Source organism: Acidovorax sp. (assembly GCF_027492855.1).
Classification (GTDB): Bacteria; Pseudomonadota; Gammaproteobacteria; order Burkholderiales; family Burkholderiaceae_C; genus Acidovorax.
In genome coordinates, this window is the sequence record NZ_JAPUDY010000077.1 from 1 (window position 1) to 12,520 (window position 12,520).

Here is a 12,520-nt window from a genome sequence, read left to right on the forward strand (position 1 = left end):
AGCCCGATGGTGCCGTGGCCACACATGCCCAGGTAGCCGCTGTTGTTGAAGAAGATCACACCCGCCGCGTTGGCCGGATCTTGCGGTGCGCAGAGCAGGGCGCCCACCACCACGTCGCTGCCGCGTGGCTCCAGCACGGTGGCGGTGCGCCATTGGTCATGCTTGGCAGCCAGCAGCGCGCGGCGCTCGGCCATGTTGCCTGCACCCAGGTCGGGAAAGCCGCCGACGACAAGCCGCGTGGGCTCTCCGCCGGTGTGGGAGTCGATGATCTGGATGCGTTTCATGAGCCGGTTCTTCAAAAAGGGTCTGCGACTGCGCAGGCCGTGAGGGTCAGTAGCTGGCCAGAGGCACGGGCGCCGCGTTGCGGAAGGTGCTGACCGTGATGGGCGCTTGCTTGAGGTTGCCCTTGGCATCGTAGGCGTAGGTGCCTGCAACGCCCTTGTAGCTGTTGGCGTAGATGTATTCGCCGACCTTCTTGGGGTCGATCGAATCAGCCTTGGCCATGGCGTCTCCGATCAGCATGGTCTGGTCGTAGTACGAGGCGGCGTAGGCATCGGCATCGCGCTTGAAGCGCTCTTTGTATTTGGCCTTGAACGCGCTGCCGCCCTCGACCTTGTCGAGCATGGTGCCGCCCTGTGCGCAGAACACGACGTCGTTCACGGCCTCGCCGCCGAGCTTGCCCACTTCGGGGCTGCACAGCGTGTCGCCGCCGAGCAGCTTGCCCTTCAGGCCGAGCTGCTTCATCTGGCGGGCCATGGGCGCTGCCTGCGGGGCGTAGCCGCCAAAGAAGATGGCTTCTGGCTGCTTGGACTTGAGGTTGGTCAAGATCGCCAGGAAGTCGGTGGATTTGTCGGTGGTGAACTCCTGCCCGACGATGTTCAGGCCCAGCTTCTTGGCTTCCTTGGAGAACTCTTCCGCCACGCCCTGGCCGAACGCGGTGCGGTCGTCGATGACGGCGACGTTTTTCACCTTCATCACGTTGGCGGCATAGGTGGCCATGTTCGAGCCAATCTGCGTGTCGCTGGCGATGATGCGAAACAGGTTCTTGTGGCCGTTGTCGGTCACCTTGGGGTTGGTGCCCACGGTGGAGACCATGGTGCCGCCTTGGCTGTAAATGCGCGAGGCCGGAATGGCCACACCCGAGCAGTAGGGGCCCATGACGTACTTCACGCCGTCGTCCACGAATTTCTGGGCCAGGCTGACGCCGGAGCGTGCGTCGCACTGGTCGTCTTCGGAGGCGAGCTTGAACTCCAGAGTTTTGCCGCCGACCTTGATCTTCTTGGCGTTGAGTTCTTCAACTGCCATGCGCACGCCGTTCTCGTTGTCCTTGCCCGCGAAGGCGTTGGGGCCGGACAGCGGGCCGCTGTGGCCGATGGTGACAACCTGGTTTTGCGCTTGGGCAGAACCCGCGAAGGCGATGGCGACGAGAACCGCAGCACTGGAGAGGGAAAACTTCATGGTGACTCCTTTCGTTGAAAGCGTGCAGGATAGCCAAAACATTCAAAAAAAATGTCTTTTTAGGTTTTCATTAGAAAAGCTTCTAGTGCAGAAGCTTCGGTCTACCCACCTGCCTCAGGCAACAGACTGGTATTCCTTGGGCCGGGTCGCCAGCGCCTTGCCAACAACACGCTCCACGAAGGCGCGCTCTTCGCCCACCAGCGGCAGGCGGGGGCGGCGCATGTGTTCGGTGCCCACGCCCACCAGGGCGTCGATGAGCTTGAGGTTTTGCACCAGCTTGTTTGATACGTCCAGGTGCAGCATGGGCGTCATCCATTGGTACAGCGGCAGTGCCTCGGCAAATTTACCGGCCTTCATCAGGTCGTACAGCGCCACGGTCTCGCGCGGGAAGGCGCAGCCCACACCGGCCAGCAGGCCGTCGCAGCCTAAGGCCAGGCCTTCGTAGGCCAGGTCGTCCACGCCCAGGAAGAGCTGGTAGCGGTTGCCCACGGTGTTGCGCAGATCGGTGATGCGGCGGATGTCGCCCGTGCTTTCCTTGATGGCGGCGATCCACTGGCAGTCGGCCAACTCCAGCATGTGTTCGGGCTTCAGGTCCACACGGTAGGCCACGGGGTTGTTGTAGACCATGAGGGGACGTTGGGCCGCGTCTGCCATGGCGCGCACATTGGCCATGGCCTCGCGCGCATCGGCCACGTAGATCACCGAGGGCATGACCATGTAGCCCGTCACGCCGAGTTTGTTGGCGCCGTCGATGTAGCGCAGGGCTTCGCGGGTGCTGGTCTCCGACACGTTGGCCAGCACGGGTACGCGGCCGTCGGCGGCTTCTAGCGCGATCTGCGCAACCTGCAGTTTTTCTTCCAGGCTGAGCGTGCTGGCCTCGCCCAGCGAGCCGCAGGTGACCAGGCCGTGGATGCCGTTGCGAATCTGGAAGTCGATGTGGCGGGCGGTGCCCTCGGCGTCGATGGATTCGTCGGCGTGGAACTTGGTGGTGATGGCGGGAAAGATGCCTTGCCAGCGGGGTTGAGGGTTCACGGAGGCTCCTGGAGGGTGGAAATGGGTCGCGTCGATCGGTTGGATTTATTAATATATTAACAAGATATTTAAATTGCACAAGCAGGGAAAACTCCAGGGCTGGGGGGTAGAACTACAGGGCGCCGGGAGGGGATGGCGGATGCAAGAAGGGGCCGCGAGCGCCAAGCCATTGCTCTGCCTGCTGCACAAGGATGTTGTCAGGCCCCGGCCACGGTGGCGAAGCAGGCAAACCTATAATGAAAGGTTGGTCCCGATAGGCGGCCTGCGGGCATGTATCTGCCTGCCGGCCGACCTGCTGTGTGCAACCACTCCTACACACCATGAGCACTCCCACTTTTTCTGTCGCTGACATCCGCAAGTCTTTCCTGGACTTTTTCGCCTCCAAGGGCCACACCATCGTGCCTTCGAGCTCGCTGGTGCCGGGCAACGACCCCACGCTGATGTTCACCAACTCCGGCATGGTGCAGTTCAAGGACGTGTTCCTGGGCTCGGACAAACGTCCCTACAACCGGGCGGTGTCGGTGCAGGCCTGCCTGCGCGCGGGCGGCAAGCACAATGACTTGGAAAACGTGGGCTACACCGCGCGCCACCACACCTTTTTCGAGATGCTGGGCAACTGGAGCTTTGGCGACTATTTCAAGCGCGAATCGCTCCACTGGGCGTGGGAGCTGCTCACCACCGTGTACAAGCTGCCGCCAGAGCGCCTGCTGGCCACCGTCTATGAAGAAGACGACGAGGCCTACGACATCTGGACCAAGGAAATCGGCCTGCCACCCGAGCGCGTGATCCGTATCGGCGACAACAAGGGCGGCCGCTACAAGTCCGACAACTTCTGGATGATGGCTGACACAGGCCCTTGCGGCCCCTGCAGCGAGATCTTTTATGACCACGGCGACCACATCCCTGGCGGCCCCCCCGGCAGCCCCGATGAAGACGGTGACCGTTTCATCGAGATCTGGAACAACGTGTTCATGCAGTTCGACATGGCCGAAGACGGCTCCGTCACGCCGCTGCCCGCGCCTTGCGTGGACACCGGCATGGGCCTGGAGCGCCTGGCCGCCATCCTGCAGCACGTGCACAGCAACTACGAGATCGACCTGTTCGACGCACTGATTAAAGCGGCTTCGCGCGAGACCGGTGAGAAAGACCTGAACAACAAGAGCCTGCGCGTGATCGCAGACCACATCCGCGCCACTGCCTTCTTGGTGAGCGACGGCGTGATCCCCAGCAACGAAGGCCGTGGCTATGTGCAGCGCCGCATCGTGCGCCGCGCCATCCGCCATGGCTACAAGCTGGGCAAGAAGACGCCGTTCTTCCACAAGCTGGTGGCCGACCTGGTGCGTGTGATGGGCGACGCCTATCCCAAGCTGCGCGAGCAGGAGCAGCGCATCACCGACGTGCTCAAGACCGAGGAAGAGCGCTTCTTTGAAACGCTGGCCAACGGCATGGAGATTCTTGATGCCACCCTCGATGGCGGCGCCAAGGTGTTGCCTGGCGACGTGGCCTTCAAGCTGCACGACACCTACGGCTTTCCGCTCGATTTGACCAACGACGTGTGCCGCGAGCGTGACGTCGAGGTGGACGAGGCGGGCTTCAAGGTCGCCATGGAGAAGCAAAAGGCCCAGGCCCGCGCCGCAGGCAAGTTCAAGATGGACAAGGCGCTGGAATACACCGGCGCGGCCAACGAGTTCACTGGCTACGAGCACCTGGCAGAGACTGCAAAAATCATAGCAATCTATGTAGATGGAACAAGCGCTGTGGCCCTAAAAACAGGTCAAAACGGCGTGGTGGTGCTCGACAAGACCCCGTTCTACGCCGAAAGCGGCGGGCAGGTGGGTGACGAAGGCACCATCACCAGTGGCTCGGCACGTTTTGCGGTGGGCGATACGCTCAAGATCAAGGCGGAAGTGTTCGGCCACCACGGCACGCTCGAAGAGGGCACGCTCAACGTGGGCGACACGGTGCAGGCACAGGTCAACACGGCCGTGCGCGCAGCCACCATGCGCAACCACTCGGTCACGCACATCATGCACAAGGCGCTGCGCGAAGTGCTGGGCAGCCATGTGCAGCAAAAGGGCAGCCTGGTCAACGCCGAGCGCACGCGCTTCGACTTCACGCACAACGGTGCCGTGTCCGCTGAGGAAACCCGCGAGATCGAGCGCCGCGTCAATGAAGAGATCATGGCCAACACGCCCACGGGTGCGCGGGTGATGGACATTGAATCAGCCCAGAAGACAGGCGCGGTGATGCTGTTTGGTGAAAAATACGGCGACACCGTGCGCGTGCTGGACATCGGCACCAGCCGTGAACTGTGCGGCGGCACGCACGTGCAGCGCACGGGCGACATTGGCCTGTTCAAGGTGGTGGCCGAAGGTGGCGTGGCCGCAGGCGTGCGCCGCATCGAGGCCGTGACGGGCACCAACGCGCTGGCTTATTTACAGAACCTGGAAGAGACCGTGAACCAGGCTGCCAGCACCCTCAAGGCGCCGGTGGCAGAGCTCAACGGCCGCATCAGCCAGGCGCTGGACAATGCCCGATCACTGGAAAAGGAGGTGGCGGCCTTGAAGGGCAAGCTCGCCTCCAGCCAGGGCGACGAACTGGTGGGCCAGGCCGTGGATGTGAAGGGCCTCAAGGTGCTGGCCGCCGCGCTGCCGGGCGCCGACGCCAAGACCCTGCGCGACACCATGGACAAGCTCAAGGACAAGCTCAAGACCGCTGCCATCGTGTTGGCCGCCGTGGATGGCGACAAGGTCCAGATCGCCGCTGGCGTGACGGCAGACAGCGTGGGCAAGCTCAAGGCGGGCGAGTTGGTGAACTTCGTGGCCCAGCAAGTGGGCGGCAAGGGTGGCGGCAAGCCCGACATGGCCATGGCGGGCGGCACTGATGCCGCCAAGCTGCCTGCGGCGTTGGCCTCGGTGACCGGCTGGGTGACGCAGCAACTGGGTTGATGCCCAGCAGGCCCGGCCGCTGTGCCGGGCCGTTTTTGCCTGCCTGCCCGTCTGACTGACTGTCTGCCTGCGCCTGCAGGGCGCTTAGAACAGCTCGACGTCGTCGTTGGCGACCTTGGCCGTTAGATGGCCGTGGGCCACCAGGTCGTCGTAGAAGCAGACCTGGTTGCGGCCATGTTCCTTGGCGTAATACAGAGCCTGGTCTGCCTGGCCCAGGATTTCCACGGGCGCGCCTTTGGAGGTGCTGACAAAGCCCAGGCTCACGGTGACCCGGCCGACCTGCGGGAAATCGTATTCCTGCACCGCCAGCCGGAACCGGTTGAACACCTTATGGGCCGTGCTCAGCGTGGTGGAGCGCAGCAGCACCACGAACTCCTCGCCGCCAAAGCGGAAGACGCGGTCGTGGCTGCGAAACGAGTTGCGCAGGATGTTGGCCAGCAGGATCAGCACCTCGTCGCCATACAGGTGCCCGAAGCGGTCGTTGACCTGTTTGAAATGGTCGATGTCCACCACGGCCAACCACTGCTGAACGGGTTCCTTATCGTTGGCCGCCAGGTCCTCGTCGGCGCCAAAGGACTCGCTGCCCGCGCCGGAGCGGTTGGCCATCACGCTCATCGCGTGGCGCGAGAACTGCTCGTCAAAGGTCTTGCGGTTGAACAGCCCGGTGAGCGCGTCGCGCTCGCTGTAGTCCAGCAGGCTCTGGTAGTTTTGGTACACCTGAAAAATGCCCATGAGCACGTCCAGCTTGTGGGCCGAAAACGGGCGCGATTGGGTGATCTCCAGGCAGGTGCTGACCTTTTCGTGCATCCACACCGGCAGCCACAGCACATACCGGCCCTTGCGGGGCGATGCCAGGGCGCTTTCGCCGTGGGCGTCCACGCAGACGCGCAACTCGGGGTAGTTGGCCAGCGGCTCGCGGCGGGGGTCTGCGGCGGCTTCTGAGTCGGTAGAGATCAGCTGGCCGTTGTCCACCCAGGTGCGCGGGCGCACATGGGGCACGCCCCCGTCGGTGAACAGCTCCAGCGCCCGGACCTCGACGATGCTGCTGAGCTTTTGCAGCGTGGACAGCACCGACACCTCCAGCCGCAAGTGATCCCGGTGGCCGGTCATCTCGACCAGGTTTTGCAAAATGGGCTTCATGGGGGCGGTTTGGGTGGGGCGTGACATGGCGTCAGTCAGTCAATCAATTACGGCGTATGAACACAACGTCCCACACCCCATGTCCGAGCCGCAGGCCGCGGTTCTCGAACTTGGTCAATGGGCGGTAGTCGGGTTGGGGGGCAAAGCCGGTGGCGGTGTTTGTGAGCAAGGGCTCGGCGCCCAGCACCTGCAGCATCTGCTCTGCATAGGGTTGCCAGTCGGTGGCGCAGTGCAGGTAGCCACCGGGCTTGAGGCGGGCGGCCAGCTTGGCCACCAGCGGGGGCTGGATCAGGCGGCGCTTGTTGTGTTTGGTCTTGTGCCAGGGGTCGGGGAAGAAGATGTGCACCCCGTCCAGGCTGTCCTCGGGCAGCATGTGGTCGATGACCTCGACCGCATCGTGCTGCAGGATGCGGATATTGGTCAGGCCCTGTTCGCCAATGCGCTTGAGCAGCGCGCCCACGCCGGGTTCGTGCACTTCGCAGCACAGGAAGTTGTCGCCGGGGCGCACGTTGGCGATGTGGGCCGTGGCCTCACCCATGCCAAAGCCGATTTCCAGCACCAGCGGGGCGCTTCGGCCAAAGGCTTCGGCAGCGTTCAGCGGGGCCGGGGCATAGGGCAGTACAAAATGGGGGCCAAAATCTTCAAAGGCCTTGGCCTGGCCGGTGGTGGTGCGGCCTGCGCGGCGCACAAAACTCTTGATGGTTTTGGGATGGGTCACGCCAGCAGGCGCCATGCCCGGGGTGGATGGCGCGGACGCGGCGGCAGCGGGCGCTGCGCTGGAGGGGGCGGAAGCAAGGGTTGATTCAGTCACGGTGCGCCATTGTAGTTTCGTCGCCACGCTGTCACCCAGTGCGCCAGCACATCCGAGACACAACTGTTGCACGGAGATTTCAGTGCGGGCAAGCCCAGCACCTCGGCCGCTTGAGACAAGGCCTGTATCGGCTCGCCCAGGTCCAGTGCCTGGGCGCCGTTCTGCTTGGAGAGCTTTTCGCCGTTGGCACCGCACACCAGGGGGGTGTGCAGATAGCGCGGGGTGGGCACGCCCAGGGCGCGCTGCAGCAGGATCTGGCGTGGGGTGTTGTCGGCCAGGTCCTCGCCGCGCACCACGTCGGTGATGCCCTGGTCGGCATCGTCCACCACCACGGCGAGCTGGTAGGCCCAGAGCCCGTCGGCGCGGCGCAGCACGAAGTCGCCCACGGCTTCGGCCACGTTCTGCTGCTGCGGGCCCAGACGTCGGTCCTGCCACTGTAGCGTAGGCGAGATGTTTGCTATTAAAAAAGGAGCTGCCAGCGCTTGTTTATTAAGCGCTAGAGGCTGTTTTTGCTGATATCCCGTGGCATTGAAACGCCACGAGCGCCCGGTGCGGCCCCGCAGCCCGTGGCGGCAGGTGCCGGGGTAGGGCAGGGCCGCATGCCGCTCGCGGGCATGGCCGAGCGCGGCCTGGGCATCTTCGATGTCTTTGCGGGAGCAGGCGCAGGGGTAGGCATCGCCCTGTGCCACCAACTGGTCCAGAGCCCACTGGTAGAGCGCGTTGCGCGCTGACTGCCACTCTGGCGGCGCATCGGGCACCAGGCCGCAGGTGGCCAATTGCTGCAGGATGAACTGGTCGGCACCGGGCACGCAGCGCAGGGTGTCCACGTCCTCGATACGCACCAGCCACCGACCCCCGTGGGCCCGCGCGTCCAGCCAACTGGCCAACGCAGCCACCAGCGAGCCCGCATGCAGCGGGCCGGTGGGCGAGGGCGCAAAGCGGCCGATGTAAGGCCGTGTTTCGCGCTCCACCAGCCCTCCCGCGTCTGGTGTCATGCCACGGCGAGCGCCAGCTCCAGGCCCGAGACGAAGGCGTCTTCCACGCGGTGCCCCAGGCACCAGTCGCCACAGGCGCCCAGGCCCATGCGGGCGTCCCACAGGTGGCTTTTGCCCAGTGGGTGGGTGGTCTGGGCGTAGCGCCAGCGGCGGGTGTCGGCGTGGGCGGGCGTGGCGCGGATGCCGGTGACCTCGGCAAAGGCCTTGAGCAGCTTGGCCTGTACGCGGGCTTCGTCGTCTTCGAGGTGTTCGGCCGACCAGGCGGGGCTGGCCTGCACCGTCCAGCGCTCGACCACGTTGCGGCCGGGCTTGGACGACTCGCGCGCCAGCCAGGCGATGCGGTGGTGGGTGCTGCGCGCTGCATTCCATTGCGGGCCCAGTGTGGTCAGGCCGGGGCGCACGGCCTGAGGGTAGGCCAGCATCAGGGTCCAGCAGGGCGCGATGGCCACGGTGGAGAGGGCGTCGGACAGCGGGGTGTCCACCGCAGAGCTGGCCAGCAGCGCCTGCGCGGGCACGGCGGGCTGCGCCAGCAGCACGGCATCGAAGCCTGCATACACATGCTGGCTGCCGCCGGGCCCTTCGGTGCGCAATTGCCAGCCGGGGGTGTTCAGTGCGTCGGGTTCGATGCGTGTGACGCGGGTGTCGGTGATGAGCTGGCCGGCCTGGCGCAGCGGCTCGGCCCAGGTGCCCACCAGGGACTGCATGCCGGGGCTGGCCACCCAGTGCGCTTCGCGGTGGGGCAAACCGGCGGCGGCCACGCGGCCTGCAGCGTCGAGCACCTGCACGGAGTTGGCGCTCCAGCGCTTGCAGATGCCGGGCACGGTGTCGATGGCGCGGGCAAAACGCGGGTCGCGCACGGTGAAATACTGGGCTCCGGCATCAAAGTTGCCGAAAGGGGTGTCGATGGTGGCGGTGCGCCCGCCCGCTTGGCTGGACTTCTCGAACACCGTCACCCGGTGCCCGGCCTGCACCAGGGTGCGTGCGCAGGCGATGCCCGCCATGCCCGCGCCGATGATGGCGAAATGGCGCTGGGGCTTGCCGGAATAGGTGGTGGGCGCGGGGGCCGCGAGGGGGGCGGGTGCCGGGGCGTTGGTGCGTCGAAGCCGTTTGGCGGGGAGGGGATCAGGTTTGCTCATGGAAGGCCTTTCGGTGACGGTCGGCGGATGAAATGCAGTGCAGAACCAACGGTGACCACTCTACACGCGCTGCTGGGGGGGCGGCGCTTGATCCGCATCAGAAATGATGGTGGTTTTCCAGCAGAGCGCGGCGTGTGGCGGGGCTTTGTAGTTGGGTCAGCCACCATTGCAGCGCCCGGCCCGGCGCGGTGAAGCCGGGGCCGCCCCAGGCGTAGTGCACACGCACGTTGCGCTCGGGGCGGGCCACGCGGCGCGCTACCAGGCGGCCCGCCTCCAGATAGGGGCGCACCATGGGCTCGGGAAGAAAACCGCCGCCCAGGCCGCGCAGTTGCACTTGCAGCTTGGTTTGCATGCTGTCCACCGTGAGCACGTCTTGCCCGCCCAGCAGGCCCATGGTGGCGCCGCCGCGCAGGGCGGAGTCGGCCACGGCCACCGCGCGGTGCTCCAGCAGGGTGGCGTCGGAGATGGGCTCTGGCGCAGTGGCCAGCGGGTGGTGGGGTGCCACCACATAGATGAACAGCACGTCGCCCAGCGTGCCTTGCTGCAGGCCCGCCACATTGTTGCCCGCCACTGAGACGCCGATGGCCAGGTCGGCCCGGCCCGAGGTCAGGGCTTCCAGCGTGCCGGTCATGATGCCGTCGCGCAGCTTCAGGCGCGTGGGTGGCTGCATGGCATAAAACGCGTCCACCAGCTCCAGCAGGGTGTGGGGCGAGATGATGCCGTCGACGGAGAGCGTGAGCTGTGGTTCCCAGCCCGTGGCCACGCGGCGCACACGGTGGGCCACGGCGTCGATGTCCTGCAGCAGGCGCGTGCCTTCGCGCAGAAGCTCCACCCCCGCCTCGGTGGGGCGGGCCTGGCGCGCGCTGCGGTCGAACAGCAGCACATCGAGTGCGTCCTCGATCTGGCGCACGCGGTAGGTGAGGGCGCTGGGCACCAGCCCCAATTGCCGGGCGGCGGCGGCAAAGCTGCCCGCCTCGGCAATCACCTGCAGCATGGCCAGCGCATCGGGGGTGAGAACATCGCGGGCGTTTTGCATGGTGGCGCCATGTTAATTCAGATTATTTGAATATTGCCATCAATTCGCCTGCCCCCACAGCCTGGCCTGCAGTTCTACAGTGAAGTCTTGAAAGGAGCACTCATATGCTGACTGTTCGTAAATCGCAAGACCGGGGCCATGCAGACCATGGCTGGCTCAATTCATTCCACAGTTTCTCGTTTGCCGGGTACTACGACCCCGCCCACATGGGTTTCGGCAACCTGCGCGTCATCAATGAAGACCGCATCGCGCCGGGCACCGGGTTTGGCACCCATGGCCACCGCGACATGGAAATCATCAGCTACGTGTTGTCGGGCGAGCTCGCCCACAAGGACAGCATGGGCAACATCAAAGGCATTCCGCCCGGCGACGTGCAGCGCATGAGCGCTGGCACCGGCGTGCAGCACAGCGAGTTCAACCACGCGGCGGGCCAGACCACGCATTTTTTGCAGATCTGGATCGAGCCCAACGTGCGCGGCATCCCGCCCAGCTACGAGCAAAAGACCTTTGCCGATGCTGAAAAACGCGGCGCGCTGCGCCTGGTGGCTTCGTCCGACGGCGCCCAAGGCTCGGTGAAGATCCATGCCGATGCGGCGCTGTATGCGGGCCTGTTTGACGGTGAAGAGGCTGCCACGCTGGTTCTCGACCCGGCGCGCAAGACCTATGTGTACCTGGTGCGCGGCACGCTGCGGGTTAATGGCACTGCGCTGTCGGGCGGAGATGCCGCGTCGCTCGAACAAGAAGCCACCTTGTCGTTGACCGATGGCCACGATGCCGAGGTGCTGGTGTTTGACCTGGCCGCCTGACGTTTTTTTCCTTTTTTCAAATCAGTCTGTTCGAAAGCTATCGCCGTGTTCACCTTTATGCAAAACCCTTTGGCCCTGGCGTCGCGCCTGCTGCTGGCCGCACTGTTTCTGCCTGCGGGCATCAGCAAACTCACCGGTTTTGCCGGTACGGTGGGCTACATCAGCTCGGTGGGCCTGCCAATGCCCACGGTGGCGGCTGCCATTGCCGCCGCCGTCGAGGTACTGGGCAGCCTGGCGTTGATCTTTGGTGTGGGCACGCGTTTTGCGGCCCTGGCGCTGGCGTTTTTTACGCTGGTGGCCAGCTTCTTCTTTCACGCCTACTGGAGCCTGCCCGCCGACAAGCAAATGATGCAGCAGCTGCTGTTCTTCAAGAACGTGGGCGTGGCGGGTGGCCTGTTGGCCTTGGCGGCCTTTGGCGCGGGTGGTTGGAGCCTGGACGCGCGCCGGCCGGGTCGCTGAGCCGAGAATCCGTTCACGGCCGCCGAGACCAATGACCTGCAGGCGATAGGGCTGCTGCCGCAGTCGCCTCATTCATGCGGCCGATTCGCTTATTTTCTGAACCTCCATCACTTTCTCAAAAATCTTCGTATGGCACACATTGCAGTTGTTTACCACTCGGGCTACGGCCACACGCAGCGCCTGGCACAGGCCGTGGCTGAGGGCGCAGGCGCCCAGTTGATTGCCATTGATGCCGACGGCAATCTGCCCGACGGCGGTTGGGACACCCTGGCCGGGGCCAGCGCCATCATCTTTGGCTCGCCGACTTACATGGCGGGCCCGAGCTGGCAGTTCAAAAAGTTTGCCGATGCCTCGTCCAAGGCATGGTTCAGCCAGGCCTGGAAGAACAAGCTGTTTGCGGGCTTCACCAACAGCGCCAGCATCAATGGTGACAAGCAGATCACACTGGACTATCTGTTTCACCTTTCCATGCAGCATGGCGGGCTGTGGGTGGGCAACGGCATGATGCCCGCCAACTCCAAGGCCGCCGGGCGCAACGACGTGAACTGGATGGGATCGTTCAGCGGCGCCATGTCGCAGTCGCCCGCTGACGCATCGGCCGCCGAGATGTTCCCTGGTGATTTCGAAACCGGCAAATTGTTCGGTCAGCGTGTTGCTGAAATGGCCGCCAAGCTGGGCGGTTGAAGCAAGCGGGGCCAC

General features: G+C 64.6%; 12 protein-coding genes. 4 read left to right on the plus strand and 8 right to left on the minus strand.

The window, feature by feature from the left end; genetic code table 11:
* The 3 genes from Q0105_RS15315 to Q0105_RS15325 form a co-directional block, all read right to left on the minus strand.
* A partial coding sequence (locus Q0105_RS15315; RefSeq protein ID WP_298212996.1) for a proline racemase family protein occupies positions 1-284 on the minus strand: 284 nt, incomplete at its 3' end.
* Between the two features lie 46 nt (positions 285-330).
* A complete protein-coding gene (locus Q0105_RS15320; protein ID WP_298212997.1) occupies positions 331-1,458 on the minus strand; it encodes a branched-chain amino acid ABC transporter substrate-binding protein in 1,128 nt (375 codons plus the stop codon).
* A gap of 114 nt (positions 1,459-1,572) precedes the next feature.
* Complete coding sequence (locus Q0105_RS15325; protein ID WP_298212998.1) at positions 1,573-2,490, minus strand: dihydrodipicolinate synthase family protein; 918 nt, start codon at positions 2,488-2,490, stop codon at positions 1,573-1,575.
* A 320-nt stretch (positions 2,491-2,810) separates the two neighbouring features.
* Between Q0105_RS15325 and alaS the strand changes: the two genes are divergently transcribed.
* Positions 2,811-5,438 (plus strand): alanine--tRNA ligase, encoded by a 2,628-nt coding sequence (alaS, locus tag Q0105_RS15330; protein ID WP_298212999.1) that lies wholly within the window; start codon positions 2,811-2,813, stop codon positions 5,436-5,438.
* Positions 5,439-5,522: 84 nt separating this feature from the next.
* Here alaS and Q0105_RS15335 read toward each other — a convergent pair whose 3' ends face one another.
* The 5 genes from Q0105_RS15335 to Q0105_RS15355 all read right to left on the minus strand — a co-directional run bounded on the left by Q0105_RS15335 (position 5,523) and on the right by Q0105_RS15355 (position 10,556).
* On the minus strand, positions 5,523-6,578 hold the full coding sequence (locus Q0105_RS15335) for a GGDEF domain-containing protein (RefSeq protein ID WP_298213047.1): 1,056 nt from the start codon (positions 6,576-6,578) through the stop codon (positions 5,523-5,525).
* A 43-nt stretch (positions 6,579-6,621) separates the two neighbouring features.
* Positions 6,622-7,389: a tRNA (guanosine(46)-N7)-methyltransferase TrmB gene (gene trmB / locus Q0105_RS15340; protein ID WP_298213000.1), complete on the minus strand. Its 768-nt coding sequence runs from the start codon at positions 7,387-7,389 to the stop codon at positions 6,622-6,624.
* The gene (gene gluQRS / locus Q0105_RS15345; RefSeq protein WP_298213001.1) at positions 7,386-8,384 is read right to left on the minus strand and encodes a tRNA glutamyl-Q(34) synthetase GluQRS; all 999 of its coding nucleotides are present in this window, start codon (positions 8,382-8,384) and stop codon (positions 7,386-7,388) included. The genes trmB and gluQRS overlap by 4 nt, the downstream gene beginning before the upstream one ends.
* A complete protein-coding gene (locus Q0105_RS15350; RefSeq protein ID WP_298213002.1) occupies positions 8,381-9,520 on the minus strand; it encodes an FAD-dependent oxidoreductase in 1,140 nt (379 codons plus the stop codon). Before Q0105_RS15350 ends, gluQRS begins: the two co-directional genes overlap by 4 nt.
* Positions 9,521-9,617: 97 nt before the next feature.
* Positions 9,618-10,556 (minus strand): LysR family transcriptional regulator, encoded by a 939-nt coding sequence (locus Q0105_RS15355; RefSeq protein WP_298213003.1) that lies wholly within the window; start codon positions 10,554-10,556, stop codon positions 9,618-9,620.
* Positions 10,557-10,660: 104 nt separating this feature from the next.
* Here Q0105_RS15355 and Q0105_RS15360 point away from each other — a divergent pair, with 104 nt between their 5' ends.
* The 3 genes from Q0105_RS15360 (at position 10,661) to Q0105_RS15370 (ending at position 12,505) form a co-directional block, all read left to right on the plus strand.
* Positions 10,661-11,362, plus strand: a complete 702-nt coding sequence (locus tag Q0105_RS15360) for a pirin family protein (protein WP_298213004.1) — start codon at positions 10,661-10,663, stop codon at positions 11,360-11,362.
* A gap of 45 nt (positions 11,363-11,407) precedes the next feature.
* Positions 11,408-11,821, plus strand: a complete 414-nt coding sequence (locus Q0105_RS15365; RefSeq protein WP_298213005.1) for a DoxX family protein — start codon at positions 11,408-11,410, stop codon at positions 11,819-11,821.
* 129 nt (positions 11,822-11,950) lie between these two features.
* Positions 11,951-12,505, plus strand: a complete 555-nt coding sequence (locus Q0105_RS15370) for a flavodoxin family protein (protein WP_298213006.1) — start codon at positions 11,951-11,953, stop codon at positions 12,503-12,505.
* The last annotated feature ends 15 nt before the right edge of the window (positions 12,506-12,520 follow it).